The organism is Streptomyces sp. NPDC014006, from assembly GCF_043088925.1.
GTDB lineage: Bacteria > Actinomycetota > Actinomycetes > Streptomycetales > Streptomycetaceae > Streptomyces.
Map to the genome: position 1 here is coordinate 54,874 of NZ_JBICAJ010000003.1, position 26,055 is coordinate 80,928.

29 protein-coding genes are annotated in these 26,055 nt (G+C 70.9%); 12 read left to right on the forward strand and 17 right to left on the reverse strand.

Translation table 11 applies throughout. From position 1 onward, the window contains the following. The first annotated feature begins 28 nt into the window (after window positions 1-28). The 5 genes from folP to ACF1GV_RS12410 all read left to right on the forward strand — a co-directional run bounded on the left by folP (window position 29) and on the right by ACF1GV_RS12410 (window position 3,253). The gene (folP, locus tag ACF1GV_RS12390) at window positions 29-952 is read left to right on the forward strand and encodes a dihydropteroate synthase (RefSeq protein WP_391679735.1); all 924 of its coding nucleotides are present in this window, start codon (window positions 29-31) and stop codon (window positions 950-952) included. Beyond that, complete coding sequence (locus tag ACF1GV_RS12395; RefSeq protein ID WP_391679736.1) at window positions 949-1,452, forward strand: nuclear transport factor 2 family protein; 504 nt, start codon at window positions 949-951, stop codon at window positions 1,450-1,452. Before folP ends, ACF1GV_RS12395 begins: the two co-directional genes overlap by 4 nt. Before the next feature lie 259 nt (window positions 1,453-1,711). Next, the gene (gene folB, locus ACF1GV_RS12400; protein ID WP_363266439.1) at window positions 1,712-2,071 is read left to right on the forward strand and encodes a dihydroneopterin aldolase; all 360 of its coding nucleotides are present in this window, start codon (window positions 1,712-1,714) and stop codon (window positions 2,069-2,071) included. Beyond that, entirely contained in the window at window positions 2,068-2,679 is a 612-nt protein-coding gene (gene folK / locus ACF1GV_RS12405) for a 2-amino-4-hydroxy-6-hydroxymethyldihydropteridine diphosphokinase (RefSeq protein ID WP_363266438.1), read from the forward strand. The genes folB and folK overlap by 4 nt, the downstream gene beginning before the upstream one ends. Window positions 2,680-2,764: 85 nt before the next feature. Beyond that, window positions 2,765-3,253: a DUF3180 domain-containing protein gene (locus ACF1GV_RS12410; protein ID WP_391679738.1), complete on the forward strand. Its 489-nt coding sequence runs from the start codon at window positions 2,765-2,767 to the stop codon at window positions 3,251-3,253. 40 nt (window positions 3,254-3,293) lie between these two features. Here ACF1GV_RS12410 and folE read toward each other — a convergent pair whose 3' ends face one another. The 6 genes from folE to dacB all read right to left on the reverse strand — a co-directional run bounded on the left by folE (window position 3,294) and on the right by dacB (window position 10,968). Next, window positions 3,294-3,899: a GTP cyclohydrolase I FolE gene (gene folE / locus ACF1GV_RS12415; protein WP_363266436.1), complete on the reverse strand. Its 606-nt coding sequence runs from the start codon at window positions 3,897-3,899 to the stop codon at window positions 3,294-3,296. A gap of 133 nt (window positions 3,900-4,032) precedes the next feature. After that, entirely contained in the window at window positions 4,033-6,072 is a 2,040-nt protein-coding gene (gene ftsH / locus ACF1GV_RS12420) for an ATP-dependent zinc metalloprotease FtsH (RefSeq protein WP_391679739.1), read from the reverse strand. Between the two features lie 183 nt (window positions 6,073-6,255). Further along, entirely contained in the window at window positions 6,256-6,816 is a 561-nt protein-coding gene (gene hpt / locus ACF1GV_RS12425; RefSeq protein WP_031165039.1) for a hypoxanthine phosphoribosyltransferase, read from the reverse strand. A 64-nt stretch (window positions 6,817-6,880) separates the two neighbouring features. Then, window positions 6,881-7,921, reverse strand: coding sequence for a tRNA lysidine(34) synthetase TilS (gene tilS, locus ACF1GV_RS12430; RefSeq protein ID WP_391679740.1), 1,041 nt, complete (start codon window positions 7,919-7,921; stop codon window positions 6,881-6,883). 191 nt (window positions 7,922-8,112) lie between these two features. Further along, the gene (locus ACF1GV_RS12435) at window positions 8,113-9,246 is read right to left on the reverse strand and encodes a zinc-dependent metalloprotease (RefSeq protein ID WP_391679742.1); all 1,134 of its coding nucleotides are present in this window, start codon (window positions 9,244-9,246) and stop codon (window positions 8,113-8,115) included. Window positions 9,247-9,399: 153 nt separating this feature from the next. Continuing rightward, window positions 9,400-10,968 carry a D-alanyl-D-alanine carboxypeptidase/D-alanyl-D-alanine-endopeptidase gene (dacB, locus tag ACF1GV_RS12440; protein WP_391679744.1) on the reverse strand — a complete coding sequence of 523 codons (1,569 nt, stop codon included), beginning with the start codon at window positions 10,966-10,968 and terminating at the stop codon, window positions 9,400-9,402. Window positions 10,969-11,047: 79 nt separating this feature from the next. Here dacB and ACF1GV_RS12445 point away from each other — a divergent pair, with 79 nt between their 5' ends. Further along, the gene (locus ACF1GV_RS12445) at window positions 11,048-11,539 is read left to right on the forward strand and encodes an inorganic diphosphatase (RefSeq protein ID WP_391679746.1); all 492 of its coding nucleotides are present in this window, start codon (window positions 11,048-11,050) and stop codon (window positions 11,537-11,539) included. A gap of 113 nt (window positions 11,540-11,652) precedes the next feature. Then, entirely contained in the window at window positions 11,653-13,311 is a 1,659-nt protein-coding gene (locus tag ACF1GV_RS12450; protein WP_391679748.1) for a threonine/serine exporter ThrE family protein, read from the forward strand. 101 nt (window positions 13,312-13,412) lie between these two features. On the opposite strand, the gene ACF1GV_RS12455 is transcribed toward ACF1GV_RS12450, so the two are convergent. Next, window positions 13,413-14,327, reverse strand: coding sequence for a DedA family protein (locus ACF1GV_RS12455; RefSeq protein WP_391679749.1), 915 nt, complete (start codon window positions 14,325-14,327; stop codon window positions 13,413-13,415). A gap of 140 nt (window positions 14,328-14,467) precedes the next feature. On the opposite strand from ACF1GV_RS12455, the gene ACF1GV_RS12460 reads away from it, so the two are divergent. Then, the gene (locus ACF1GV_RS12460) at window positions 14,468-14,833 is read left to right on the forward strand and encodes a YbjQ family protein (protein ID WP_363266430.1); all 366 of its coding nucleotides are present in this window, start codon (window positions 14,468-14,470) and stop codon (window positions 14,831-14,833) included. Between the two features lie 62 nt (window positions 14,834-14,895). On the opposite strand, the gene ACF1GV_RS12465 is transcribed toward ACF1GV_RS12460, so the two are convergent. Continuing rightward, window positions 14,896-15,657, reverse strand: coding sequence for a MerR family transcriptional regulator (locus ACF1GV_RS12465; RefSeq protein ID WP_391679751.1), 762 nt, complete (start codon window positions 15,655-15,657; stop codon window positions 14,896-14,898). 101 nt (window positions 15,658-15,758) lie between these two features. Here ACF1GV_RS12465 and ACF1GV_RS12470 point away from each other — a divergent pair, with 101 nt between their 5' ends. Then, the gene (locus tag ACF1GV_RS12470) at window positions 15,759-17,165 is read left to right on the forward strand and encodes a glutamate decarboxylase (protein WP_391679752.1); all 1,407 of its coding nucleotides are present in this window, start codon (window positions 15,759-15,761) and stop codon (window positions 17,163-17,165) included. Window positions 17,166-17,188: 23 nt separating this feature from the next. Here ACF1GV_RS12470 and ACF1GV_RS12475 read toward each other — a convergent pair whose 3' ends face one another. The 4 genes from ACF1GV_RS12475 to ACF1GV_RS12490 form a co-directional block, all read right to left on the reverse strand. After that, window positions 17,189-17,830, reverse strand: coding sequence for a PadR family transcriptional regulator (locus ACF1GV_RS12475; RefSeq protein WP_391679754.1), 642 nt, complete (start codon window positions 17,828-17,830; stop codon window positions 17,189-17,191). Between the two features lie 65 nt (window positions 17,831-17,895). Beyond that, window positions 17,896-18,450 (reverse strand): DinB family protein, encoded by a 555-nt coding sequence (locus ACF1GV_RS12480; RefSeq protein ID WP_391679756.1) that lies wholly within the window; start codon window positions 18,448-18,450, stop codon window positions 17,896-17,898. A gap of 116 nt (window positions 18,451-18,566) precedes the next feature. Then, window positions 18,567-20,027, reverse strand: a complete 1,461-nt coding sequence (locus tag ACF1GV_RS12485; RefSeq protein WP_391679758.1) for an aldehyde dehydrogenase family protein — start codon at window positions 20,025-20,027, stop codon at window positions 18,567-18,569. 87 nt (window positions 20,028-20,114) lie between these two features. Then, on the reverse strand, window positions 20,115-20,975 hold the full coding sequence (locus ACF1GV_RS12490; RefSeq protein ID WP_391679760.1) for a helix-turn-helix domain-containing protein: 861 nt from the start codon (window positions 20,973-20,975) through the stop codon (window positions 20,115-20,117). Window positions 20,976-21,282: 307 nt separating this feature from the next. Between ACF1GV_RS12490 and ACF1GV_RS12495 the strand changes: the two genes are divergently transcribed. Then, a complete protein-coding gene (locus ACF1GV_RS12495; protein WP_391679762.1) occupies window positions 21,283-21,777 on the forward strand; it encodes an ATP-binding protein in 495 nt (164 codons plus the stop codon). 80 nt (window positions 21,778-21,857) lie between these two features. On the opposite strand, the gene ACF1GV_RS12500 is transcribed toward ACF1GV_RS12495, so the two are convergent. The 4 genes from ACF1GV_RS12500 to ACF1GV_RS12515 all read right to left on the reverse strand — a co-directional run bounded on the left by ACF1GV_RS12500 (window position 21,858) and on the right by ACF1GV_RS12515 (window position 23,464). Continuing rightward, window positions 21,858-22,127 (reverse strand): DUF397 domain-containing protein, encoded by a 270-nt coding sequence (locus tag ACF1GV_RS12500; RefSeq protein WP_391679764.1) that lies wholly within the window; start codon window positions 22,125-22,127, stop codon window positions 21,858-21,860. Between the two features lie 146 nt (window positions 22,128-22,273). Beyond that, window positions 22,274-22,732 carry an SRPBCC domain-containing protein gene (locus tag ACF1GV_RS12505; RefSeq protein WP_391679766.1) on the reverse strand — a complete coding sequence of 153 codons (459 nt, stop codon included), beginning with the start codon at window positions 22,730-22,732 and terminating at the stop codon, window positions 22,274-22,276. Continuing rightward, window positions 22,729-23,082, reverse strand: a complete 354-nt coding sequence (locus tag ACF1GV_RS12510; RefSeq protein ID WP_391679768.1) for an ArsR/SmtB family transcription factor — start codon at window positions 23,080-23,082, stop codon at window positions 22,729-22,731. Before ACF1GV_RS12510 ends, ACF1GV_RS12505 begins: the two co-directional genes overlap by 4 nt. 7 nt (window positions 23,083-23,089) lie before the next feature. After that, entirely contained in the window at window positions 23,090-23,464 is a 375-nt protein-coding gene (locus ACF1GV_RS12515; RefSeq protein ID WP_391679769.1) for a VOC family protein, read from the reverse strand. 182 nt (window positions 23,465-23,646) lie between these two features. Here ACF1GV_RS12515 and ACF1GV_RS12520 point away from each other — a divergent pair, with 182 nt between their 5' ends. Continuing rightward, window positions 23,647-24,132: a hypothetical protein gene (locus ACF1GV_RS12520; protein ID WP_391679770.1), complete on the forward strand. Its 486-nt coding sequence runs from the start codon at window positions 23,647-23,649 to the stop codon at window positions 24,130-24,132. Between the two features lie 62 nt (window positions 24,133-24,194). Next, window positions 24,195-24,731 (forward strand): DUF4232 domain-containing protein, encoded by a 537-nt coding sequence (locus ACF1GV_RS12525; protein WP_391679772.1) that lies wholly within the window; start codon window positions 24,195-24,197, stop codon window positions 24,729-24,731. Window positions 24,732-24,871: 140 nt separating this feature from the next. Here the strand turns inward: ACF1GV_RS12525 and ACF1GV_RS12530 are convergent, their stop codons facing one another. After that, window positions 24,872-26,011, reverse strand: a complete 1,140-nt coding sequence (locus ACF1GV_RS12530; protein ID WP_391679773.1) for a DUF2786 domain-containing protein — start codon at window positions 26,009-26,011, stop codon at window positions 24,872-24,874. Window positions 26,012-26,055: the final 44 nt, after the last annotated feature.

Here is a 26,055-nt window from a genome sequence, read left to right on the forward strand (position 1 = left end):
GCCCCGGTGAGGGGCCTACGCTGAACATATGAGCAACCACAGCGGACGCCGACGCGTCGCGGGCCTTCCGGACTGGGGCCGCTGCGCGGTCATGGGTGTCGTGAACGTCACCCCCGACTCCTTCTCCGACGGCGGCCGCTGGTTCGACACGACCGCCGCCGTCAAGCACGGCCTCGACCTCTTCGCCCGGGGCGCCGACCTGGTCGACGTCGGCGGCGAGTCCACCCGCCCCGGCGCCACCCGCGTCGACGAGGAGGAGGAACTGCGCCGGGTCATCCCCGTCGTGCGGGGCCTGGCCTCCGAGGGCGTCGTCGTCTCCGTGGACACCATGCGCGCCCGGGTCGCCGCCCAGTCCCTCGCGGCCGGCGCCGCCCTCGTCAACGACGTCAGCGGCGGCATGGCCGACCCCGCGATGATCCCCGCCGTCGCCGACGCCGGCGCTCCCTTCGTCGTCATGCACTGGCGCGGCTTCCTCCAGGGCGGCAACGTCCCGGGCCACTACGCCGACGTCGTCACCGAGGTCGTCGACGAGCTCCACGCACGCGTGCAGGCCGCCCTGGACGGCGGCATCGCCCCCGACCGCGTCATCGTCGACCCCGGCCTCGGCTTCTCCAAGGACGCCGAGCACGACCTCGCCCTCCTCGCCCACGCCCACCGGCTCCACGCGCTCGGCCACCCGCTGCTCATCGCCGCCTCCCGCAAGCGGTTCCTCGGCCGCATCCTCGCCGGCCCCGACGGCGCGCCCCCGCCCGCCCGCGAACGCGACGCCGCCACGGCCGCCGTCTCCGCGCTCGCCGCGCACGCCGGCGCCTGGGCGGTCCGCGTCCACGAGGTCCGCGCCACGGCGGACGCGGTACGGGTCGCACGCGCCGTGGAAGGGGCGCGTACGGCGCCCGAAGCGCCCCCCGCATCGCCCGCGCCCGGCGCCCACGGGCCCGAAGGAGCCCGGTGAGCGCCCCGCACACCGACGTCGAACAGGTGGAGGCCGCCAACACGGCCTTCTACGAAGCACTCGAACGGGGCGACTTCGAGGAGGTCGCCTCGACCTGGCTCACCCCGGCCGACCTGGGCGTCGACGAGACCTACCACGATCCGGCCGACGCCGGCGTGGTCTCCTGTGTGCACCCCGGCTGGCCCGTGCTCACCGGCCGTGGCGAGGTCCTGCGCTCCTACGCGCTGATCATGGCGAACACCGACTACATCCAGTTCTTCCTCACCGACGTGCATGTCTCGGTCACCGGGGACACGGCCGTGGTCACCTGCACCGAGAACATCCTCAGCGGCGGCCCCGCCCCCACCGAGGGCGAGGAGCTGGGGCCGCTCGTGGGCCAGCTCGTGGTCGCCACGAACGTGTTCCGGCGCACGCCGGCGGGGTGGAAGCTCTGGTCGCACCACGCCTCGCCCGTTCTGGCCGAAAACGACGAGGAGGAGGGCGAGGAGTCACCCTCCTGAGTGGGTAGGCGATCTATGGGTCCGCCCGCAGGGACGAGGAAGTGGTCGGAATCACGGGCGCCCGGGCCGGGGACGGCCACCAGCCCGTGAGCCAGCGGGTTTCCCAGGGGAAACACGCGGTGAACCTTCCGGAACCGCGCCGGCCCGCCGCCCCGTGGCCCTGCGCTGTCAGTGCCCGCAGGTAGATTCGACCGAGGCCGACGCACCGCCCGCACGCGGTACGGACCGGCCGCACCCGACGATTGCAGGAGTGATTCGCGTGGATCGTGTCGCGCTGCGCGGCCTCAAGGCCCGCGGGCACCACGGTGTGTTCCCCAAGGAACGCGAAGAGGGCCAGACCTTCATCGTGGACCTCGTCATCGGCCTGGACACCCGGCCGGCCGCGGCGGACGACGACCTGGCGAAGACCGTGCACTACGGCATCGTGGCCGAGGAGGTCGTGGCCGTCGTCCAGGGCGAGCCCGTGGACCTCATCGAGACCCTCGCCGAGCGCATCGCCCAGGTGTGTCTGAAGCACGAGGGGGCCAAGGAGGTCGAGGTGACCGTCCACAAGCCGGACGCGCCGATCACCGTCCCCTTCGACGACGTGACCGTCACGATCACCCGGAGCCGAGTATGACCGCACCCTTCACCAAAGGTCACAGCGACCCGACCGTCCAGCCGGTACCCGCCTCCGTCGTCGAACAGGTCGACGCCGCCGACACCACGCTGCAGAACCCGAAACGGGCCGTGATCGCCCTCGGCTCCAACCTCGGCAACCGGCTGGAGACCCTCCAGGGCGCCATCGACGCCCTGGAGGACACGCCGGGCGTGCGCGTCAAAGCCGTCTCCCCGGTCTACGAGACCGAGCCGTGGGGCGTGGACCCCGGCAGCCAGCCGTCGTACTTCAACGCCGTCGTTCTGGTGAAGACCACCCTGCCCCCGTCCTCCCTGCTGGAGCGGGCGCACGCGGTGGAGGAGGCCTTCCACCGGGTGCGCACCGAGCGCTGGGGCGCGCGCACCCTCGACGTCGACATCGTCGCCTACGCCGGTGTGGTCTCCGACGACCCGCACCTCACGCTCCCCCACCCGCGCGCCCACGAGCGCGCCTTCGTCCTCGCTCCCTGGTACGACGTCGAGCCCGGCGCCGAGCTGCCCGGCCGCGGCATGATCGGGCAGCTCCTGGACAGCGTCACCCGAGAGGGTGTCGCGCCCCGCAAGGACCTGGAACTCCACCTGCCCGAGTAGTCGTTAAGGTCGAGGCGGGCCGCGTGTGCGGCCGCACAGGACGGGAGCCGCCCGTCACCCGGTCCGGGGGAGCTGAAGGGTCACCGTGAGAGAGCTGCGCATCAGGGTGCTGGCCGGTGTGTTCGTCGTCGCCGGCATCCTGTCCTGGGCGGGCGCCCGCCTGTGGAACTCGGTGGGGACCCTGCCCGGCGTCCCCCTGGCCGCCCCCATCGTCCTCGCGCTGATCGCGGTGGTCCTGCTGGCCACCGCGCTGTCGCTGCGCGCCCGCCTCAAGGCCCAGCGCGACCGCGTCCCCGACGCCAAGGGCGTGGACCCGCTGATGGCGGCCCGGGCAGTCGTCTTCGGCCAGGCCAGCGCGCTGGTCGCCGCCCTCGTCGCCGGCATGTACGGCGGCACGGGCGTCTTCCTGCTGGAACTCCTCGACATCCCGGCCCGCCGCGACCAGGCCATCTACGCCGGCTTCTCGGTCGTCGCGGGCATCGGCGTGATAGCGGCGGCGATCTTCCTGGAGCGCGTCTGCAAGCTCCCGGAGGACGAGGACGACAACAACCAAGGGGCGGCGCACCCGGCGTGACACCGCCCCGCGGGAGCCTTCCGGCTCAGGCTTCCCGGCTTCAGCCGGACATGATCAGGCTCATCGCCTCGTTGCGGGTCGCCGCGTCCCGCAGCTGACCGCGCACCGCCGAGGTGATGGTCTTCGCGCCGGGCTTGCGGATGCCGCGCATCGACATGCACATGTGCTCGCACTGGATGACCACGATGACCCCGCGCGGCTCCAGGATCTCCATCAGGGCGTCCGCGACCTGCGTGGTGAGACGTTCCTGCACCTGCGGGCGGCGGGCGTAGACGTCCACGAGCCGTGCCAGCTTGGACAGCCCGGTGATCTTCCCGCTGGTGGACGGGATGTAACCGACATGGGCGACGCCGCGGAACGGCACCAGATGGTGTTCACAGGTGCTGAACACCTCGATGTCCTTCACCAGCACCATCTCGTCGTGCCCCAGGTCGAACGTCGTCGTCAGGACGTCCTCGGGCTGCTGCCACAGGCCCGCGAATATCTCCTTGTACGCCCGCGCCACGCGGCCGGGCGTCTCCCTGAGGCCCTCGCGGTCCGGGTCTTCGCCGACCGCGATGAGGAGTTCGCGTACGGCGTTCTCGGCACGCTTCTCGTCGAACTCGCCGATGGGGCCGTCGCCGTCCAGCGTCACGGGGTCGGTCATCTGGATCCTCGTTCCTGTACCTGTCACACGTGGGGCGCCCACGCGTTTCGAACCGCGGTATACGAAAAACCGCGCCCCCCAGGCTAGAACCCGGGGGGCGCGGCATCCATTCCGGCCCGGTGGCCGGAACGGCTCAGCTCTCGGGGCGGTCCTCACGCGACGGCTCGGTCGTGGAGGCGGGGTCCGCCGCCGTCGACTTCACCGTGCTGATCGCGGCCGTGGCGCCGTTGGCACCGTTCGTCAGGGCGAGCTCCTTCGGGGAGAGCACCGGCGGACGGGTGGACGGCGTACGCCGGGAGGAACCGGTCCAGGCGGGCCGCGGCGGGCGCTTGACGATGGTGGCGAAGATCTCGGCGATCTCCTCCTTGCCCAGCGTCTCCTTCTCCAGCAGCTGCAGGACGAGGTTGTCGAGCACGTCGCGGTTCTCGACCAGGATTTCCCAGGCCTCGTTGTGCGCGGTCTCGATGAGCTTCTTGACTTCCTCGTCCACCAGCGCGGCGACCTCCTCGGAGTAGTCGCGCTGGTGGGCCATCTCACGGCCCAGGAACGGCTCGCTGTTGTCGCCGCCGAACTTGATCGCGCCGAGACGCTCGGTCATGCCGTACTGGGTGACCATCGCGCGGGCCAGGTTGGTGGCCTTCTCGATGTCGTTCGCGGCGCCCGTGGTCGGGTCGTGGAAGACCAGTTCCTCGGCCGCGCGACCGCCCAGCATGTAGGCGAGCTGGTCGAGCATCTCGTTGCGGGTGGTGGAGTACTTGTCCTCGTCCGGCAGCACCATCGTGTAGCCCAGGGCACGGCCGCGGGACAGGATGGTGATCTTGTGGACCGGGTCGGAGTTCGGTGAGGCCGCCGCGACCAGGGCGTGGCCGCCCTCGTGGTACGCGGTGATCTTCTTTTCCTTGTCCGACATGATGCGGGTCCGCTTCTGCGGGCCGGCCACGACGCGGTCGATCGCCTCGTCGAGCATCTTGTTGTCGACCAGCTTCTGGTTCGAGCGGGCCGTGAGCAGCGCGGCCTCGTTCAGCACGTTGGCGAGGTCGGCACCGGTCATGCCGGGGGTGCGCCGGGCGACGGCCGACAGGTCGACGTCCGGGGCGACCGGCTTGCCCTTCTGGTGGACCTTGAGGATCTCCAGACGGCCCTGCAGGTCCGGCGGGTCGACGGCGATCTGCCGGTCGAAGCGTCCGGGGCGCAGCAGCGCCGGGTCCAGGATGTCGGGCCGGTTGGTGGCGGCGATCAGGATGACGCCGCCCTTCACGTCGAAGCCGTCCATCTCGACGAGCAGCTGGTTCAGGGTCTGCTCGCGCTCGTCGTGACCGCCGCCGAGGCCGGCGCCGCGGTGGCGGCCGACCGCGTCGATCTCGTCGACGAAGACGATCGCCGGGGCGTTCGCCTTGGCCTGTTCGAACAGGTCACGGACCCGGGAGGCACCGACACCGACGAACATCTCGACGAAGTCGGAACCGGAGATCGAGTAGAACGGGACGCCCGCCTCGCCGGCCACGGCGCGCGCGAGCAGGGTCTTGCCGGTACCCGGGCGGCCGTACAGCAGCACACCCTTGGGGATCTTGGCGCCGACGGCCTGGAACTTGGCCGGTTCCTGGAGGAACTCCTTGATCTCCTGGAGCTCCTCGACGGCCTCGTCGCAGCCGGCGACATCGGTGAACGTCGTCTTGGGGGTGTCCTTGGTGATGAGCTTGGCCTTGGACTTGCCGAAGTTCATCACACGGCTGCCGCCGCCCTGCATCTGATTCATCAGGAACAGGAACACGACGACGATGAGGACGAAGGGCAGCAGGGACAGCAGGATCCCGAGGAACGGGTTCTGCTTCGAGGGCGAGACCGTGTAGCCCTTCGGGATCTGCTTGTCCTGGTACTTGGTCTGCAGCGTGCCGGCGATGGTCACGCCCTGGTCGCCGATGTAACTGGCCTGGATCTTCGAGCTGCCCTGAACCTTGACGCCGTCCTTGAGCTCGACCTTGATGGTCTGCTCGTCGCCGGTGGTCAGCTTGGCCTGCTCGACCTTGTTGTCGTTGATGGCCTGGACGACCTGGGAGGTGTCCACCGTCTTGTAGCCGCCGGACGAGCCGACGACCTGCATCAACACGACCACGGCAAGGACGGCCAGCACGATCCACATGACCGGCCCACGGAAGTATCGCTTCACGTCCATCCACACGGAGCGGTGCCGCCCCGTCCCTCCTGCCATAGTGAGTTTGATAAGACAGTTCTTCTGACGGTACCCCAGCCTTGGCGTCCGAAGCCGCACAGGACGGCTGACGAACCCGTCTGCATGCTCCAACGGCGGGAGCCCCTCCGGGGTTCCCGATCGCCGCGGGGACCGTGCCCGGGTGGGCTAGCCGCCGTAGACGTGGGGCGCGAGCGTACCGACGAACGGCAGGTTGCGGTACTTCTCGGCGTAGTCGAGGCCGTAGCCGACGACGAACTCGTTGGGGATGTCGAAGCCGACCCACTCCACGTCGATGGCGACCTTCGCGGCGTCCGGCTTGCGCAGCAGCGTGCACACCTTCAGCGAGGCGGGCTCGCGCGAGCCGAGGTTGTTGATCAGCCAGGACAGGGTCAGGCCGGAGTCGATGATGTCCTCGACGATCAGGACGTGCTTGCCCTTGATGTCGGTGTCGAGGTCCTTGAGGATCCGCACCACACCGGAGGACTGGGTGCCCGCGCCGTAGGAGGAGACGGCCATCCAGTCCATGGTGACGGGGGTGGACAGCGCCCGGGCCAGATCGGCCATGACCATCACGGCGCCCTTGAGGACACCGACGATCAGCAGGTCCTTGCCCGCGTACTCCGCGTCGATCTTCGCGGCCAGCTCGGCCAGCTTCGCGTCGATCTCTTCTTTGGTGATGAGCACCTGCTGAAGGTCGGCACCCATGTCTTTCGCGTCCACCCGCATCACTTTCGGTCGGTCGTCCCACCGGCCGGTCCGCCCCCGCCGCAGGTGCGAAAGGGGTCGGGACTCAGCCTTGCCGAATCACCAGTCTGCCACCCTGGCGCCGGGCGACGACTTTGCCGGGCAGATTGATGGCCCCCTGACCACGCCAGCCGGTGATCAGCCGGTCCATCTCCTCGATGTGCCGGGCGAAGAGGGAACCGGCCGGGGCGCCGGCCTCGATGGCGGCGCGGCGCAGGATCCGGCGGCGTACGGCGGGCGGGAGGGCGTAGAGCTTGGCGCACTCCAGCCGGCCGGCCGCGTCGCGCACCCCGGCCTCGGCCTGGCTGGCCCAGGCGTCGAGCGCGTCGGCGTCGTCGCGGGAGAGCTGGGCCGTACGGGCGAGGGCCTCGACGACGCCCTTGCCGAGGGCCTTCTCCAGGGCGGGCAGGCCCTCGTGGCGCAGCCGGGAGCGGGTGTAGGCGGGGTCGGCGTTGTGCGGGTCGTCCCAGACGGGCAGGGACTGGACCATGCAGGCCTTGCGCGCGGTCTGCCGGTCGAGCTGGAGGAAGGGGCGCCGGTAACGGCCGCCGGCCCCCGAGACCGCGGCCATGCCGGACAGGGAGCGGATGCCGGAACCGCGGGCGAGACCGAGCAGGACGGTCTCGGCCTGGTCGTCGCGGGTGTGGCCGAGCAGGACCGCGGCGGCGCCGTGGCGTTCGGCCGCGTCGTCCAGGGCGGCGTAGCGGGCGTCGCGGGCGGCGGCCTCGGGGCCTCCCTCGCGGCCGACGGTGACGGCGGTGGACTCCACGGGCGCGAGGCCGAGGTCGGTCAGGCGCAGGACGACTTCGGCGGCGCGCAGGTCGGAGCCGGGCTGCAGGCCGTGGTCGACGGTGACACCGCCGGCGCGGATCCCGAGGCGGGGGGCCTCGAAGGCGAGGGCGGAGGCGAGCGCCATGGAGTCGGCGCCGCCGGAGCAGGCCACGAGCACGAGCGGCGCGGGAGGGCGCTCGAGCAGGGCGGTCCCGGCGGAGGCGGCAGCCGGGGAGGCGTGCTGTTCGGTGAGGATGTCGTGGAGGACGCGGCGGACCGCCAGGCGTATCGCCGCGACCGCAGGATGGGGACCCATGTCCGGTTCCCTTCAGGAAGCTCGTCGGGGGTGAACCCGTGCCAGTCACTCAGAGTGTGTAGATGGTGACAGAAACGGGCGGTGACCCGAGCATTGCACGCCTGTCCACGGCTCACGGTCCCTCGGACGGGTGATTGCAGGGGCGTTCGCCTGCCGTCGGCCGGATCGTGTCCACCACCGTGGTCCGCCGTTCACCCCTCCGGCCTGCGGTGCACCCGCGCGACCCAGTCCGCCGGTTTGGAGATCTCCGCCTTGGTAGGGAGTGTGTTCGGGGAAGTCCACACACGGTTGAAGCCGTCCATGCCGACCTCGTCGACGACCGCGCGCACGAAGCGCTCGCCGTCCCGGTACTGCCGCAGCTTGGCGTCCAGGCCGAGCAGTTTGCGCAGGGCGAGGTCCAGACGGGAGGCGCCCTTGGCGCGGCGCTGCTGGAACTTCTCGCGGATCTCGGCGACGGAGGGGACGACGGACGGGCCGACGCCGTCCATCACGAAGTCGGCGTGGCCTTCGAGCAGGCTCATCACGGCGGTGAGGCGGCCGAGGATCTCCCGCTGGGCGGGGGTCTGCACGATCTCCACGAGGGAGCGGCCGCCGTCGTCCTCCTCGCCCTCGGGACGGCCGCCGGCCAGCGACTGGGCGGCCTCCCGGACGCGCTCCAGGATGGTCATGGGGTCGACGTCGGTCTCGGCGAGGAACGACTGGATCTCGCCCTCCAGATGGTCGCGCAGCCACGGCACGGCGCTGAACTGGGTGCGGTGCGTCTCCTCGTGCAGGCACACCCAGAGGCGGAAGTCGTGCGGCTGGACGTCGAGTTCGCGCTCGACGTGGACGATGTTGGGGGCGACGAGCAGGAGGCGGCCGCCGCCGTGCTCGCCGGCCGGGAGCTCACGGGTGGCGGGGGCGAAGGTCTCGTACTGGCCGAGGACGCGGGAGGCGAGGAAGGACAGCAGCATGCCCAGTTCGACGCCGGTGACCTTGCCGCCGACGGCTCCGAGCACCTGACCGCCGGGGGTGCTGCCGCGGCGCTCCTGCATCTTCTGCAGCAGCGGCTTGAGGATCTCGCGGAAGCCGGCGACGTTGGCCTTCACCCAGCCGGGGCGGTCGACGACGAGGACGGGGGTGTCGTGCATCTCGCCGGTCCCCATCCGGGTGAAGCCCCGGACGTGTTCCTCCGAGGTCTTGGCGTGACGGCGCAGTTCCGCGACGACGTCACGGGCCTCCTCGCGGCTGACCTCGGGGCCCGGCCGTACGAGCCGGGTCGCGGTCGCGACCGCGAGATTCCAGTCGATCATCCCAGCAGATGCGGCACCACCGATGCTCGTCATGTGTCAACCGTACGTGAGCGTCACCGCTCGGGGCAGGCCGTGGGGTGGGGCAACACCCGGGGTGTCACCGGGGGTGCCGAGGTGGTCGCGTCGCGAGCGGACCCGCCGTTTGCCGGGCACCCGGCACTGCGACCGCACGGCCGGTGGCGTGGTTCAGCCCGCCAGTGCCGTCGCCGCCCGGTCCAGGGCGCGTTGGGCTGCTTCCGGGTCTGTCGTGCCGGAGGCCAGGAAGGCGAAGGCCAGGACGTGGCCCTGGTGGTCGACGACCGTGCCGGCGAGGGTGTTGACGCCCGTCAGGGTGCCGGTCTTGGCGCGGACGATGCCGGCCGCGCCGCCGGCGTAGCGGGTGGTCAGGGTGCCGGTGAAGCCGGCGACGGGGAGGCCGGTGAGGACGGGGCGCAGGTCGGGTCGGGCCGGGTCGCCGGCGGTGACGAGGAGGGCCGTCAGGAGGTGCGCCGTGAGGCGGTCGGAGCGGTCGAGGCCGCTGCCGTCCCTGAAGGCGGCCCCCGCCGGCGGCAGACCGAGCCTGGCGAGCTGCCGCTGGATCGCCTCGCCGCCGCCCGTGAAGTCGGGGCGGACGCCCGTGGCGAGGGCGGTCTGGCGGGCCAGGTGCTCGGCGATGTCGTTGTCGCTGTTGGTGAGCATCCGCTCGACCAGGTCGGCCAGCGGCGGGGACGTGACCGTCGCGAGCGGCAGGGCGCGCGCGGTGGCCTTGGAGGGGCCGGGGGACTTGGTGCGGATGCCCTGCGCGTTCAGGAGGTCGGCGAAGCGGCGGGTGGCGTCGGCCGCGGGTTCGGTGGTGCGGGGTGCCGGCCCGGACGAAGAGTCGTCGGTGCGGGCCTCGTCCACCATGAGGGCGGTGACGGGGGCGAGGTTCTCGTTGACCCCGATGGGGTGAAGTTCGGGACCGGTGTACAGGCTCGTGTCGTACGAGAGCGTCACCTCGTTCACGCCGCGCTTCTTCAGGGCGGTGGCCGTGGACGCTGCGAGGGTGCGCAGGCTCGCCCAGCCCCCGGCGTCCGCGCGGGCGGTGAGGGTCGGGTCGCCGCCGCCGACCAGGATCAGCTCGCGGGTGTCGGGCTCCAGCACCGCGCGCGTGGCGAGGCGGTGGTCGGCGCCCAGGGCCGAGAGCGCGGCGACCGCCGTGGCGATCTTCGTCGTGGACGCGGGGGTGAGCGGGTCGTCGGCGCCGACGCCGTACAGACGCCTGCCGGTGGCCAGGTCGACGACGACGGCCGCGCGCCGGCCGCCGAGGGCGGGGTCCGTCATCAGCGGGTCGAGGAGGCCGGCCAGGGCCGGTCCGCCGGGCGCGGACCGCACCGAGGTCGCGGCCCCGCCGAGGCCGGTGAGGACCGCTGCCGCGCTCGGTGCGGGCCGGGGCACCCCGCCCGCCACCCCGGAGGATCCGGATGAATCGGACGTACGGCCGTGATCTGCGCCACCCGTGCCTTCCTGGGCGGCTGCCCACTCCCGTTCGGCCGTACGCTGACCCGAGTCCCAGGGGCCGGCGGCGGTGACGACGCCGGCGGCCAGTGCGAGACCGACAGTGGCGGCACCGGCTGTGTACTGCCAGGTTCTGACGGGCTGCGGCCGGGTGGCACGCGTGCCGCGCAGCCGGCCGGCGACGGTGGCGGCGCTTCGCAGCCGCGGCCGTACGCTGTCCGCGATCCGCGCCATGTGCCCTCTCGCGGCCCGCCAGGGCCTCAGTTCCGGCACGACCACCAGCCCCTTTCGCGATCACACACTGGCGTGAGGGACACTTAATCACCCGAAGTATGTGTTGATCATGGAGGAGCCACCGGTGGAGTTCGACGTCACGATCGAGATCCCGAAGGGTTCGCGGAACAAGTACGAAGTGGACCACGAGACGGGTCGGATCCGCCTGGACCGGCACCTCTTCACCTCGACGGTCTACCCGGCCGACTACGGCTACATCGAGGGCACCCTCGGCGAGGACGGCGACCCGCTGGACGCGCTGGTCATCCTGGACGAGCCCACCTTCCCCGGCGTGCTGGTGAAGTGCCGCGCCATCGGCATGTTCCGCATGCGCGACGAGGCCGGCGGCGACGACAAGGTGCTGTGCGTGCCCGCCTCCGACCCGCGGATGGAGCACCTGCGCGACATCCACCACGTCTCGGAGTTCGACCGCCTGGAGATCCAGCACTTCTTCGAGGTCTACAAGGACCTGGAGCCGGGCAAGAGCGTCGAAGGCGCCAACTGGGTCGGCCGCACCGACGCCGAGGCCGAGATCGAGCGCTCCATCAAGCGCGCCGGCGAGCACGGCGGCCACTGAGGCCCCGTAAGCCCGCTGACCGGTGACGGGCCGCACGCGCACGCGTGCGGCCCGTCCGGCGTCTGTGCGCATACTGAGGGCTGGGGAGTGTCGTACAGGGAGTGCTGCTGCAAGTGACCGAGGCGGAAGATCGCAAGCCGCAGTCGGACGAGGCGAGGAGCGCCTACGACCCCGAGATCACGTCCGAGTTCGCCATTCCCGACGGGCTCGCCGTGCCCAAGGTGGGCGGGGAGTCGGAGACGACCTCCGAGTTCGCGCTGCCGGACGGCCTGGAGGCGCCGCAGCCGGCCGGGGCCGAGCCGGAGGGGTCGGCGTTCAGCCCGCCGCGCACCTACAGCGCCAAGAGCGCCCCGCCGGCCTTCACGCCGCCCGGCGGCACACCGGCCGTCAGCCTCACCAAGGACGTGCCGTGGCAGGACCGGATGCGCACGATGCTGCGCATGTCGGTGACCGAGCGGCCGGCCCCGGAGAAGGCGCACAAGCCGGAGGAGGGCGGCCCGGCCGTCCCGCGCGTGCTGGACCTGACCCTGCGTATCGGCGAGCTGCTGCTGGCCGGCGGTGAGGGAGCCGAGGACGTGGAGGCGGCGATGTTCGCGGTGTGCCGCTCCTACGGTCTGGACCGCTGCGAGCCGAACGTCACCTTCACCCTGCTGGCGGTCTCCTACCAGCCCTCCCTCGTGGAGGACCCGGTCACCGCGTCCCGGACCGTACGGCGCCGGGGCACCGACTACACGCGCCTCGCGGCCGTGTTCCGGCTCGTGGACGACCTGAGCGACCCGGACACCCACATCTCCCTGGAGGAGGCCTACCGGCGCCTGGCGGAGATCCGCCGCAACCGGCACCCCTTCCCGACCTGGGTGCTGACCCTGGCGAGCGGGTTGCTCGCGGGCGCGGCCTCCCTGCTGGTCGGCGGTGGTGTGCAGGTGTTCGCTGCGGCCATGGTGGGCGCGATGCTCGGCGACCGGCTGGCGTGGCTGTGCGCCGGACGCGGGCTGCCGGAGTTCTACCAGTTCACGGTGGCCGCGATGCCGCCGGCCGCGATCGGCATCACGCTGACCCTGGCGCACGCGGACGTGAACGCCTCCGCGGTCATCACCGGTGGGCTGTTCGCGCTGCTGCCGGGGCGGGCGCTGGTGGCGGGCGTACAGGACGGCCTGACCGGCTTCTACATCACCGCCTCGGCGCGGCTGCTGGAGGTGCTGTACTTCTTCGTCGGCATCGTCATCGGCGTGCTGGTGATGCTCTACGTCGGCGTGCAGCTGGGCGCCCGCCTCAACCCCGACGCGGCGCTGCGGCTCCAGGAACGGCCGCTGATCCAGATCGCCGCGTCGATGCTGCTGTCGGCGACCTTCGCGGTGCTGCTCCAGCAGGAGCGGTCCACGGTCCTCGCGGTGACCCTCAACGGGGGCGTGGCGTGGGTCGTGTACGGCGCGATGCACACCGGGGGTTTCTCGCCGGTGGCGTCCACGGCCGTGGCGGCGGGGCTCGTGGGGCTGTTCGGGCAGCTGCTGTCGCGCTACCGGTTCGTGTCGGCGCTGCCGTACACGACGGCGGCGATCGGGCCGCTGCTGCCGGGTTCCGCGACGTACTTCGGGCTGCTGTCGATCGCGCAGAACAACGTCGACAAGGGGCTGGTGTCCCTGACGAAGGCGGCAGCGCTGGCGATGGCCATCGCGATCGGGGTGAACCTGGGGTCGGAGATCTCCCGGCTGTTCCTCAGGGTCGGCTCCGCCGACAAGCGCCGCGCCGCCAAGCGCACGCGCGGCTTTTGACGCGCGGCTCCTGCCGGCTCGGCGGGTGTGCTCCACGCCGGCGGGTGCGGGTCCGTGCGGCTTGATCGCGCAGTTCCCCGCGCCCCTTCGGGCCGGCTCCGTCAGCCCTGGTTGTACGGGTACTGGCCGTTGTACGGCTGCTGCCGGCCGTAGTCCTGCGGGTACGGCTCCTGCGGGTACGACTGCTCCGGGTACTGCTGCTGGTACTGCTCGCCGTAGTACTGGTCGCCGTACTGGTCGCCGTGCTGATCGCCGTACGGCTGCTGGGGCTGGTGCTGGTGCTGGTGCTGGTGCTCGTAGTCCGGCGTCGGGTCGATGCGGCGCAGCTGGGTCGTCGCGTCGTCCATCGCCGGGGGCACCGGGGACGGGGCCTGGGCGGGCCGCTGCTGGGCCTTCTTGTTCTTGCTGCGGGCGCGCAGGAACTCGATGGCGATGGGGACCACCGAGACGAGGACGATCAGGATCAGGATCGCCTCGATGTTGTTCTTGACGAAGTCGATGTTGCCCAGCCAGGAGCCCAGCAGGGTCACGCCCGCGCCCCACAGGAGGCCGCCGATGACGTTGAACAGCAGGAACGAGCGGTACCGCATGCCGCTGACGCCGGCGATGATCGGCGTGAACGTGCGCACGATGGGCACGAAACGGGCCAGCACCAGGGACTTCGGGCCGTACTTCTCGAAGAACTCGTGCGCCTTGATGACGTTCTCCTGCTTGAACAGGCGCGAGTCGGGGCGGTTGAACAGGGACGGCCCGACCTTCTTGCCGAACATGTAACCCGCCTGGTCGCCGAGGATCGCGGCGGCGCAGATCAGGGCGATCGCTCCCCACAGAGGGAAGTTCAGCTGGTGCGAGGTGATCAGCAGGCCGCAGGTGAACAGCAGCGAGTCACCCGGCAGGAAGAAGCCGATCAGCAGTCCCGACTCCGCGAAGACGATCAGGAGCAGGCCCCAGATGCCGAACGTGTCGAGGAGATAGTTCGGGTCGAGCCAGCTCGGGCCGAGGGCAAGCGTCGTCACGGTTCCGGGCTCCTGAGAGGGTGGGGAAAGTACGGCGGCAGGTACCGCGCGCCCAAAGCTATCAACGCCCGGTGAACGGTCCGGGTTCCCCGGGTTCTCTCAGGATGCACACGGCGCCACCCCGTACGAAGCTGTGGACCATGGGCATCGACGATTACGGCGGCGGCCAGACACCCCAGTCGGATGTGCTGGTCGTCACCACGAACGACGTACCGGGTCACCGCGTGCAGCAGGTCATCGGTGAGGTGTTCGGGCTGACCGTGCGCTCCCGGCACATCGGCAGCCAGATCGGCGCCGGGCTGAAGTCGCTGGTCGGCGGCGAGCTGCGAGGGCTGACCAAGACCCTTGTGGAGACCCGCAACCAGGCGATGGAACGGCTGGTGGAGCAGGCACGCGCGCGTGGCGCCAACGCCGTGCTGGCGTTCCGCTTCGACGTGACGGAGGCGGCGGACGTGGGCACGGAGGTGTGCGCGTACGGCACGGCGGTGGTCGTGGCCCGGGAGTAGACCCCGGGCCGCGAGAGCAGGCCCGCCCGGGACACGGGCCCTCCGGTCCCGGGCGACGGCCGTCAGGCGCTGTGCCGGGCCGTGTTCGCCTTGATGGCGTCACGCATGTACACGGCCAGTCCGGTGCGGATGTTCTCGTACGTCGCGGTGAACCGCGGGTCGTCGACGTACATCTGGCCCAGACACGCGTGCAGCTCGTGCGAGCAGTCGTAGTAGCTGGAGCAGATGAAGCGGCGGTGCTCCTCGGCGACGTCCATCGCCGCCACGGAGTCGGCCGGGACACCCTGGCCGAGCAGGTCGGCCATCCGGCCGTGGACGGCGTCCATCTCCCCGGTGATCCGCTTCCAGTCCTCCTTGGTGTAGGAGGCGGTCCGGCGCTGCGACTCCCGGTACTGCTCGGTGTCGCCCCATCGCCGCTGGACCTCGTCGGCGTACTGGTCTGGATCGTGGTCCCCGAACACCTCGAACTTCTCCTCGGGCGTGAGCTGGATTCCCATCGTGCGTGCCTCCATGGCGTGCTCCACGGCCTCGGCCATCTTCTGCAGCTTCTCGATCCGGGCGGTCAGCAGTTCGTGCTGGCGCCGCAGATGCTTCCGCGGCTCCACGTCCGGGTCGTCGAGCAGGGCCGCGACCTCCTCGAGCGGGAAGCCGAGCTCCCGGTAGAACAGGATCTGCTGCAGCCGGTCGAGGTCGGCGTCGCTGTAGCGCCGGTGGCCCGCGTGGCTGCGCTCGCTCGGGACGAGCAGACCGATGTCGTCGTAGTGGTGCAGGGTGCGCACCGTGACCCCGGCGAAGCCGGCGACCTGTCCCACGGAATAGCTCACTTCCGCTCCCTTCTCCCTTGCGCACTCAACCCCGGCTCCTCACGTCGCGTGAGGAGCAAGCCCGCGTGCGAGCCCGGCGGAGCGGACTTAGCGTCGGATGCATGCCCCTGCACCAAGGCGCCCAGCAGCCCGCCGACCGTCCACTGGCCGTCAACCCGTTCTACGGCCAGGCCAATCCGGTCGGCGATATGACACAGGCCCCGCCCACACACCGCCTCCCCGACACCCCGATGCCGCCGACCACGGCGTACCAGCTCGTGCACGACGAGCTGATGCTGGACGGCAACTCCCGGCTGAACCTGGCCACCTTCGTGACCACCTGGATGGAGCCGGAGGCCGGCGTGCTGATGGCGGAGTGCCGCGACAAGAACATGATCGACAAGGACGAGTATCCGCGCACCGCCGAGCTGGAACGGCGCTGTGTGGCGATGCTGGCCGACCTGTGGAACGCGCCGGACGCGTCGGCGGCCGTGGGCTGCTCCACGACCGGTTCCAGCGAGGCGTGCATGCTGGCCGGGATGGCGCTCAAGCGGCGCTGGATGCGGCGCAACGGCGACAGGTACCCCGGGGCGCGGCCCAACCTCGTCATGGGCGTCAACGTGCAGGTCTGCTGGGACAAGTTCTGCTCCTTCTGGGAGGTGGAGGCGCGGCAGGTGCCCATGGAGGGCGAGCGCTTCCATCTCGACCCGCAGGCCGCGGCGGAACTGTGCGACGAGAACACGATCGGCGTCGTCGGCGTCCTCGGCTCCACCTTCGACGGCTCCTACGAGCCGATCGCCGACCTGTGCGCCGCCCTGGACGCGCTCCAGGAACGCACCGGCCTGGACATCCCGGTGCACGTCGACGGGGCGTCCGGCGCGATGGTCGCGCCGTTCCTCGACCCGGATCTGGAGTGGGACTTCCGGCTGCCGCGGGTGGTGTCGATCAACACCTCCGGGCACAAGTACGGGCTGGTGTACCCGGGGGTCGGCTGGGCGCTGTGGCGGGACGCGACGGCGCTGCCGGAGGAGCTGGTGTTCCGGGTCAACTACCTCGGCGGCGACATGCCGACCTTCGCGCTGAACTTCTCCCGGCCCGGCGCGCAGGTCGTGGCGCAGTACTACACCTTCCTGCGGCTGGGCCGGGACGGCTACCGGGCGGTGCAGCAGGCCTCCCGGGACGTGGCGCGCACGCTCGCGGAACGGATGGAGGCGCTCGGCGACTTCCGGATGCTGACCCGGGGCGACCAGCTGCCGGTGTTCGCGTGCACCACGGCCGAGGACGTCACGGCGTACGACGTCTTCGACGTCTCCCGGCGGCTGCGCGAGCGGGGCTGGCTGGTGCCGGCGTACTCCTTCCCGCCGAAGCGGGAGGACCTGTCGGTGCTGCGGGTGGTGTGCCGCAACGGCTTCTCCTCGGACCTCGCCGAGCTGTTCGTCCAGGACCTCACCCGTCTGCTGCCCGAACTGCGCCGCCAGTCGCATCCGATGACCCGGGACAGGGACGCGGCGACCGGCTTCCACCACTGAGCCCCCGCCCGGAAAAATTGCCCCTAGTGCACGTCCCCCGGGTGCCGCTCCCCCGTCGCGTACGGGTTCTCCTGGCCCTCGGCGAGGACGCCGACGAAGGGTTCGCCCTCACCGGCGAAGGTGTAGGCGCCGGCCTCGATGCGTTCGATCAGACCCCGCGTCCAGGCCGCCTCGCCGTCCGCCGTGTGCACCCACATGTTCATGATCTCGCCGATGTGGCCGAACTGCTGTGGTCCGTCCTCGGGGATGTAGTGCTCGGTGACGGTGTCCCGCCACGCGTCCAGCCGCCGCAGGCGCTCGCGCAGCAGCGCCACCACCTCCGCGCGCTCCAGGTCGACCATGAATCCGATCGCCGCGGAGAGCAGGTCGACGCCGCGGTCCCGGGCGACGAGCGCCTCCCTCAGCAGCGTGAAGTACTCCCGCGTGCCCCGCTCGGTGATCTCGTACTCCGTGCGCGGCGGACCGCCGGCCGTGGACGGCGCCGTCTCGTGCGCGTGCAGCAGTCCCTGCTTCGCCATCTGCTTCAGCGCGTGGTAGATCGACCCCGGCTTGGCGTGGGACCACTCGTGCGCGCCCCAGTACTCCAGGTCGCCGCGCACCTGGTACCCGTGGGCCCGCCCGTGCTGCCGGACGGCGCCCAGCACGAGCAGCCGGATGGTTGACATGGGGTCCAGGTTATGGCCGAACCTCTCCCGGCCCGCCCCGGACCCCGCTCACCCGGTCCCTTCCCCTACCCGGCGCTGCCCTGACCCGCCTGGTCCAGCGCCACCAGCTCGAAGGCGGTCTTGCCGTCCAGGGACTCGCGGATGATGTCCGCGTGGCCGGCGTGGCGGGCCGTCTCGCGGATCAGGTGCAGGCACAGCCAGCGCAGCGACACGCGCTCGTCCGGCGGGAACCACGGGTCGTTCGGCAGCGGGAAGGTGTCGTCCAGGCTGGGCGCCGAGCGGATGTATGCCTCCGTCTCGGCGGCGACCTTCTCCCAGTGCGCCAGCTGCTGCGCGAGCGTCTCGTTCTCGGTGAGCCGGAAGCACTCGTGCCAGTTCGACTCGTCGCGCTTGACCGCCGGCGGCTCGCCCTTGGCCCGGGCCACCCAGGTCTGCTCAACCTCGACGACATGCTTGACCAGGCCGGACAGTGACAGCTCGCTCGCGCTCGGCCGGCTCGCGGCCTGTTCCTCGGTGAGACCGAGCACGGCGCGGCGGATGCCGCCCCGCTGCTCCTCGATGAAGGACAGCAGCGCCCCCCGCTCGTCGCCCAGCGCTTCGGCTCGCACGTGAGTGACCATGACCGGCCGCCTTTCGTCCGTCGTCCGCCGGGCTCCCTGCCCGACACCGAAGACGTTACGGACCCTTGCGGTCAACCTCTGTCCGCAAGGGTCCGACGACTCGCACGGGGCCGGCGTCAGAAGGGGAACCGGCTGCGCCCGTGCTGCACCGAGATCCACTTCAGCGTCGTGAACGCCTCCAGCGTCGACTCGCCGTTCAGCCGCCCGACCCCGGAGTGCTTCTCGCCGCCGAAGGGGACGATCGGCTCGTCGTGCACGGTGCCGTCGTTCACATGGAACATCCCGGTGTCGATCTGCCGCGCGAAACGCACGCCCCGCTCGACGTCGGCGGTGAAGACGGCGCCGCTCAGCCCGTACGGGGTGTCGTTGACGAGCCGTACCGCCTCCTCCTCGCCGTCGAAGGGGATGACGAAGGCGACCGGGCCGAAGACCTCCTGCCGCAGCAGCGGCGAGTCGGCGGGGACCCCGGTCAGCACGGCAGGCTCGACCAGCGTGTCCGTCGTGGCGCCGCGCACCAGCGCGGTCGCGCCCTCGGCGAGGGCCTGCTCGATCACCCCGGAGACGTCCTCCGCCTGCCGGGAGTCGATCAGCGGCCCGATGACGGTCGCCGGATCGCTCGGGTCACCGGCCTTGAGCCCGGCGACCCGCTCGGCGAACTTCGCGGAGAACTCCTCCGCCACGGACCGGTCGACGAGCAGCCGGTTGGCGGCCATGCAGACCTGCCCCTGGTGCACGAACCGGCTGAAGACGGCCGCGTCGACGGCGTAGTCGACGTCGGCGTCGTCCAGGACCACCAGCGCGCTGTTGCCGCCCAGTTCGAGCACCACGCGCTTGAAGCGGGAGGCGCAGACGGTGGCCACGTGCCGGCCGACCTGGTCGGAGCCCGTGAAGGAGATGACCTTCGGCACCGGGTGCTCCAGGAACGCGTCACCGATCTCCGCTATGTCGGTGACGACGACGTTGAGCACCCCGGCGGGCAGCCCGGCGTCCTCGAACAGCTTGGCTATCAGGGTGCCGCCGACCACGGGTGTGTTCTGGTGCGGCTTGAGCACGACGGCGTTGCCCAGCGCCAGCGCCGGGGCGACCGACTTCAGCGACAGCAGGAAGGGCACGTTGAAGGGGCTGATGACGCCCACCACCCCGACCGGCACCCGGTAGACGCGGTTCTCCTTGCCGTCGACCGGTGACGGAACGATCCGCCCCTCGGGGCTGAGCGCCACATGAGCCGCCTCGCGCAGGAACTCCTTGGCCAGGTGCAGCTCGAAGGCCGCCTTGCCCCGGGTGCTGCCCAGCTCAGCGATCATCGCCTCGGTGATCTCGGCCTCGCGCTCCTCGACGAGACGCAGCACCTTCTCGAACACCGTCCGCCGGACGAAGGGGTTGGTGGCCGCCCACTGCTTCTGGGCACGCTCGGCGGCGCGGTAGGCCGCGTCGACCTCATCGACCGTGGCGATCGTGATCGAGGCCAGCTTGTCGTTGTCGTACGGATTGAAGTCGATGATGTCCCAGGAGCCGGTGCCCGGGCGCCAGTCACCGTCGATGTACTGCTGCGCCAGGTCGGAGAAGTACGGCGACATGCGATCCCCCTGAATCCCTGCCTGCCGGGGCAGGCGAGTCGGCCTCGCTCACCTCGCGGTCTGATGGCACGTCATCGTACTTGTGTGTCAAGAGAGTTGAAGGAGGCCCCGCAAAAGGTCACGGGTCTCGGACGGCCCGGGGCTGTCCTGCTGCAACTCCTTGAGCGCCTGCTCGTACTGGGCGACGTCCTCCGGCTTGTCCAGGTACAGCGCGCTGGTGAGCTGCTCGATGAACACCACGTCCGACAGGTCGGACTCCGGGAACCTGAGGACGGTGAAGGCGCCGGACTCGCCGGAGTGCCCGCCGAAGCTGAACGGCATGACCTGCAGCCGGATGTTGGGCCGCTCGGACATGTCGATCAGGTGCTGCAGCTGCTCGCGCATCACCGCGCGGTCGCCGTACGGCCGGCGCAGGGCGGCCTCGTCGAGGATGACGTGGAACTCGGGGGCGTTCTCCGCGACGAGGTACTTCTGCCGCTCCAGCCGCAGTTCCACCCGCTTTTCGACGTCGGCCTCGCTCGCACCCTTCATCCCGCGCCGCACCACGGCACGCGCGTACGCCTCGGTCTGCAGCAGGCCGTGCACGAACTGCACCTCGTACGTGCGGATCAGGGACGCGGCGCCCTCGAGGCCGACGTAGGTGGGGAACCAGCTCGGCAGGACGTCGGAGTAACTGTGCCACCAGCCCGCCACGTTGGCCTCGCGGGCCAGGTTGACCAGGGCCGTGCGCTCCGCTTCGTCCGTGATGCCGTAGAGCGTCAGCAAGTCCTCCACGTCCCTCGTCTTGAAGCTCACCCGGCCCAGTTCCATCCGGCTGATCTTCGACTCGGAGGCACGGATCGAGTACCCCGCCTGCTCGCGCGTGATCCCGCGTGCCTCGCGCAGCCGCCTGAGTTGTGAGCCGAGCAGCATGCGCCGCACCACTGATCCAGGCTCTCCCGCACTCATGTCCGCTGCCTCCCTACCCTCTCCCGGGGCCGCAGTCTGCCACTAAAACACTTCGAGCAGTACTCGTCCGATTACACAGACGGAAATGGCTCCTGCCGCACTCGTGCGACTTCTGGCCATCAAGGGGTAAGGAACATGCGGAAGTTGGGGGGAAGAAGGCAGAAAAAATGGCCAACAAGCGGCACGTGGGCATCCATTTCGGTCACGTGCACGTGCATCTGCCCTTGCATCTGGTCTGCGCATCCGAAACCATGGTCCCGCGCCACCGCTGCATCGCAACGACCGCGAACTCCCGGGAGTGCCTCGCATGGGGACGAATGGATCGACCATGCTCCAGCCGTTACGGCAGGGCCTTCCGCCGCTGGATCCCGCAGCCGTCTCCAACGCCGCCTCCTGTTCCCTGCCCGCCCGTTACGAAGCCGTCCGCGAGGCGCGCCGGTTCACCCGCCACACGCTGGACCAGTGGGAGCTGGGCGACCGCTTCGACGACGTGTGCCTGGTCGTCTCCGAACTCGTCACCAACGCGCTGCGGCACGCCACCCCGGACGGCGGCGGGCCGGCCGGCGATCCGCCGCCGTCCGTGCGACTGCACCTGATGCGCTGGAGTGAGCGGCTGGTGTGCGCGGTGCGGGACGCGAGCAAGGACGGCCCGGTGGCGCGCGAGGCCGACGACTTCGCCGCGGAGTCCGGCCGCGGGCTGTTCCTCGTCGAGTCGTTCAGCGACAGCTGGGGCTGGCACCCGCTGACGGGCGCCCTGGGCGGCAAGGTCGTCTGGGCCCTGTTCCGGCTGCCCGCCTCGTGACACCACCCGGCGTTCTTCGACGCCGGGTTTCTACGCGCGTCAAGCAAGCGCTGTCATACAGAGCATGCGCATATCCGTGATCATCTGCCGACGAGATGGTCGAACTCCCCGTCCTTGACGCCGAGCAGCATGGCCTCGATCTCCGCTCGCGTGTAGACGAGCGCGGGCCCGTCGGGGAACCGAGAATTGCGCACGGCCACGTCCCCGCCGGGCAGCCGCGCGAACTCCACGCACGACCCCTGGGAGTTGCTGTGCCGGCTCTTCTGCCAGGACACCCCGTGCAGGCGCGTGGCGGCGATGCCGTTGTACACGCCGGACGCGTTCTCAGCGTCGTACACGTCGTGGTCCACAGTCGCTCCCCGGTGGTGCACTGGCTGATAGGGCAATTGATGCAGTGGTCAACTGATCCGGATCATAACCCCGTTCACGTGCAGATGCGTGAGCAGATGCACGTGCACGCCGGGTGTTCCCCCGGTTACAGCTTTTGACGAGCGCTTTACGAGAACCGTTCCAGCGCCTGCCCCAGAGCAGGCAGAACATGCGCGGCCCAGCCCCCACTCATGATGCGCCGGGCCATCAACTGCGCCGGGTCGTCCGGATCGAAGCCCTCGTGCACCAGAAAGAGACGCGTTCCGCGGCCCTCCTGTTCCAGCCGCCAGGTGATCGTCCAGTCGGCGGGGTTGGCGGGATCGGCGTCCTGCCACCGCACGGCCAGCATCCGCTCGACCTCGAAGGCCAGGACCTCCACGTCGACGGCACCGGAGAACCCGGTGTTCGGCCGCGGTACGGAGGTCATCCGGTACCGGTGACCGACCGCGAGCCGGAAGTCCCCGGAGCCGGGCATCTGCCACTGCGCGACCAGCGCCGGCTCGGTCAGCGCACGCCAGACCTTGGCGGGCGGATGCGGAAAGAACTGGTCGACGCGGACAGTGGTGAGATCGTCATCGGTGCTCATGAAGGGTCATCGTCGGGCATGCGGTCGAGCAGATCCCCGAGGCCCTTCAGGTGTTCGCGCCAGAACCGCTCGTACGGATGGAGCCACTCCTGCACCTCGGCGAGCGGCACCGCCCGCAGCCGGTAGACGCGCTGCCTTCCGGATCGCTGCTCGGCGACGAGTCCGGCGTCCCGCAGCACCTTCAGATGCTCCGACAGACTCGGCCGGCGCATGTCGAAGTGATCGGCGAGGGCCTGCACGGGCTGCGGCCCGCCCTCGCGCAGCAACCGCAGCACCTCACGGCGCGTTGCGTTGGCGAGCGCGGCGAAGACACGGTCCTCGGCCGCGGTGGAGCGGGTCCCGGTGGTCATAACGGCTTCAGAAGCCTTCCTTCTCCGTCAGCAGCATCAGACCGTTGCCGTCGGGATCGGCGAAGGAGGCCATACGGCCCCATGGCTGCTCCTCCGGCCCCCGCACCGCGACACCCGCCCCGGCGAGCCGGGCGCAGTCGGCGTCGACATCGGTCGTGACGAACATGATCCCCCGCGCCGACCCGGCCTCGAAATCACCCATCCCCGGCCCCGCCAACGTGAAAGCGGTCTGCGCCCCCACCGGCGCGACCTGCAGCCAGCGTCCCGCGGGCATCCCCAGATCGGCGACGACCTCGAAGCCGAGCACATCCCGGTAGAACCGCAGGGCCCGGTCCTGATCGGCGACGGGGAGAGTGACGAAGGAGGCGTGAGTGATGCTCATACCCAGGACGATACGTAGGCATTCCCCTACGCGTCAACCGTAGGATTCTTCCTACGCATCTCGTCTGGCCTCCCCTTTGCGTCGCACCGCAGGCGCTGCCTGAGCGACCACCACGCAATCCGCACCCGAACGTCGGCCCCCAGGTCTGGCAAGCCTTCCGTACCCGTTGGTAGCGTGCCCCGGTGACTTCCCCGACCCCCGCAGGCCGCCGACGCCTCACGATCGCGGCCGCAGCCCTCACCGCCGCCCTGACCCTCGCCGCGTGCAGCGGCGGCGGTGCCAGCGACGACAACGGGAAGAACACACCGCCCGCGAGCACCCCACAGCCCTCGGCGAGCACGGGTGCAGGCACCTCGCAGCCCACCGGCACCTTGCAGGGCAACTGGCTGACCACCACCAACGGCAAGGCAGTCGTCCTGGTCCTCACCGACAAGCAGGCCGCCCTCTTCACCACCGGCGGCAGCGTGTGCAGCGGCCCGATCCAAGACCGCACGATCCGGCTCAACTGCAAGGGCACCGCCACCGGCCACACCACGGGCCACATCGATTCCGTGGACAAGACCACATTGAAGGTCACCTGGGTGGGTGACGTCGGCACGGAGACGTACACCCGCTCCGAGAACGGCGGAATGCCCTCCCGCTTCCCGACGGCGGGCCTCGGCTCGTAGGACCGAGCCCCCGCATGCGCGATGATCCTGAGGCACTGTCTCGTTCTCAGGGGATTCCACACATGCGCGCCATGCCGATCACCGTCACCGCCCTCGCGGCAGCCCTCCTCCTCACCGCCTGCGACAGCGGCACCGACAGCAACGCCAAGGCGGGCAGCGGCGACGCCAAGGCCGCGAAGAGCACCGCCTGCCGCCTCGACGGCGTGGGCGCCGAGGTCGGCCCCGTCAGTGCCGCGCCGGCCGCCGGAGACACCGGCACCGTCACCGTCACGCTGACCAACACGGGTTCCGACTGCACCCTCGAGGGCTTCCCGAAGGTCGTCCTGCAGGCCGGGGACACGAAGGCGGACGTCCCCGCGGACCAGGCGGCGCAGAGCCAGAAGCTCTCGCTGGCCAAGGACGCGACGACGTCCTTCACGATCACCTACACGCGCGCGGCGGCAGCGGCCGGCACGCAGAGCCTGGCCGTGAAGACGGCGACGTTCGCCCTGCCCGGCACGCAGGACACGCACGACTTCCCGTGGTCGTACGGCGAGGTCGCCCTCAAGGGCAGGACCCCGGACGCCACGGTGAGCGGCTTCGAGCAGACGGGCGACTGACGCCGGCGCCACCCCGCGGTGTCACGGCGCCGGCGACCCATCGGCCACTGGCCTCGCGACGCCGCCACCCCGCCGCCCGCAAGGCCACACCGCACCGCACCGCACCGCACCGCAGAGCGACGACACCGCGCCGCGGAGCGTCACGGCAACCGAGGCCGCTCCCCCACCCGCGCCCGATCCGCCGCACGGGAGCCCTCGGTCCAGCCCGCCGCGTCACTCACCCCGCGCAGCCGGGTGGAAACGGTCTCGGGGAACATCCGGTCGGCCGCGGCGCCGACGGCGACCTCGCGGGAGGCGAGCACCGGCAGCAGGTCGTCGCTCACCTGCGTCTCCGCGGCAGCCGCGAGCCGCCCGCCTATCCGATGCGCGTACGCGGCGAGGAACGACTGCCGGAAGCTCTTCGTCCGCTTGCGCCCGCCCTTGCGCTGCGCGGCCTCCGCCGTGGCCAGCGCGGACTGCGCCTGCACCAGCAGCGAGGTGTAGAGCAGCTCGACGGCCTCCAGATCGGCCTCGAAACCGACGACGGTGGAGAAGCTCAGCGCCTCGTTCCACACCGCGCGGCAGTGGTTGGCGGTGGCGACCGCGTCGAGCAGGACCGCCTTGGCCTGCTCGTACGGCGGCTCGACACCGATCCGGCAGGCACCGGGCGCGTCGGGGGCGGGCGCCTGCGCGTCGAGCAGCGCCTCGTCGACGCTGTGCCGGGCCATCAGCTCCTGCGCCTTGGCCGTGAGCGCTTCGGCCTCCTCCGGGTAGCCGGTCGCCTCCGCCTTGGCGAGCAGCGCGCGGATCCGGCCCAGCATCCGGGAGTCGGAGCCGCGCGGCCGGCGCGGTTCCTCCAGGGGATCCAGCGCGGGCAGGCGGACCAGCAGCTGGTACAGCTCGAGGACGGCGGTGGCGTGGGTGAACCGGTCCGCGCGCACCTGCGCCGTACCCGGCAGCTCCTCGATCTGCGCCCGCCAGCGCGCGCTGCGGGGCCGGTCGTCGGGCGCCTGAGCCCGTACGAGATCGGCGGCCAGCCGCACGTGCACGTCGTCCAGTTCGCGCCGCACGATCCGCACCAGGTCGGCGGGCTGCCAGCCACGCCGCCAGAGCACCGCGACGAACTCCCGCCCGCGCCGCTCGACGTCGGCGTCGGCCGTCGGGTCGGCGGCCAGCAGGGAGGCACCGGTGTCCAGGGCGGTCACACCGGTGTCGTACAGGGCGGCCTCGAAGGCACGGTCGGCAGTGCTCACCCGACGATCGTGACACGGGGCGCTGACAACGCGAGGACCGGTTTCCATCCGTGCCCGAGCCCCGCCCGCCCCCCACCGCCATGCGTCAACCA

Bases quoted from the DNA above. Each gene is read 5' to 3' on its own strand.
- ftsH (WP_391679739.1), bottom strand. From the start codon at position 6,072: ATGGACGTGAAGCGATACTTCCGTGGGCCGGTCATGTGGATCGTGCTG.
- ACF1GV_RS12470 (WP_391679752.1), top strand. From the start codon at position 15,759: ATGCCCCTGCACCAAGGCGCCCAGCAGCCCGCCGACCGTCCACTGGCC.
- tilS (WP_391679740.1), bottom strand. From the start codon at position 7,921: ATGGGTCCCCATCCTGCGGTCGCGGCGATACGCCTGGCGGTCCGCCGC.
- ACF1GV_RS12460 (WP_363266430.1), top strand. From the start codon at position 14,468: ATGGGCATCGACGATTACGGCGGCGGCCAGACACCCCAGTCGGATGTG.
- ACF1GV_RS12490 (WP_391679760.1), bottom strand. From the start codon at position 20,975: ATGAGTGCGGGAGAGCCTGGATCAGTGGTGCGGCGCATGCTGCTCGGC.
- ACF1GV_RS12515 (WP_391679769.1), bottom strand. From the start codon at position 23,464: ATGAGCATCACTCACGCCTCCTTCGTCACTCTCCCCGTCGCCGATCAG.
- hpt (WP_031165039.1), bottom strand. From the start codon at position 6,816: ATGCGGGTGGACGCGAAAGACATGGGTGCCGACCTTCAGCAGGTGCTC.
- folP (WP_391679735.1), top strand. From the start codon at position 29: ATGAGCAACCACAGCGGACGCCGACGCGTCGCGGGCCTTCCGGACTGG.
- folK (WP_363266438.1), top strand. From the start codon at position 2,068: ATGACCGCACCCTTCACCAAAGGTCACAGCGACCCGACCGTCCAGCCG.
- ACF1GV_RS12505 (WP_391679766.1), bottom strand. From the start codon at position 22,732: ATGAGCACCGATGACGATCTCACCACTGTCCGCGTCGACCAGTTCTTT.
- folE (WP_363266436.1), bottom strand. From the start codon at position 3,899: ATGACCGACCCCGTGACGCTGGACGGCGACGGCCCCATCGGCGAGTTC.
- ACF1GV_RS12510 (WP_391679768.1), bottom strand. From the start codon at position 23,082: ATGACCACCGGGACCCGCTCCACCGCGGCCGAGGACCGTGTCTTCGCC.
- ACF1GV_RS12480 (WP_391679756.1), bottom strand. From the start codon at position 18,450: ATGGTCACTCACGTGCGAGCCGAAGCGCTGGGCGACGAGCGGGGGGCG.
- ACF1GV_RS12495 (WP_391679762.1), top strand. From the start codon at position 21,283: ATGGGGACGAATGGATCGACCATGCTCCAGCCGTTACGGCAGGGCCTT.
- ACF1GV_RS12525 (WP_391679772.1), top strand. From the start codon at position 24,195: ATGCGCGCCATGCCGATCACCGTCACCGCCCTCGCGGCAGCCCTCCTC.
- ACF1GV_RS12530 (WP_391679773.1), bottom strand. From the start codon at position 26,011: ATGGAAACCGGTCCTCGCGTTGTCAGCGCCCCGTGTCACGATCGTCGG.
- ACF1GV_RS12475 (WP_391679754.1), bottom strand. From the start codon at position 17,830: ATGTCAACCATCCGGCTGCTCGTGCTGGGCGCCGTCCGGCAGCACGGG.
- ACF1GV_RS12435 (WP_391679742.1), bottom strand. From the start codon at position 9,246: ATGACGAGCATCGGTGGTGCCGCATCTGCTGGGATGATCGACTGGAAT.
- ACF1GV_RS12485 (WP_391679758.1), bottom strand. From the start codon at position 20,027: ATGTCGCCGTACTTCTCCGACCTGGCGCAGCAGTACATCGACGGTGAC.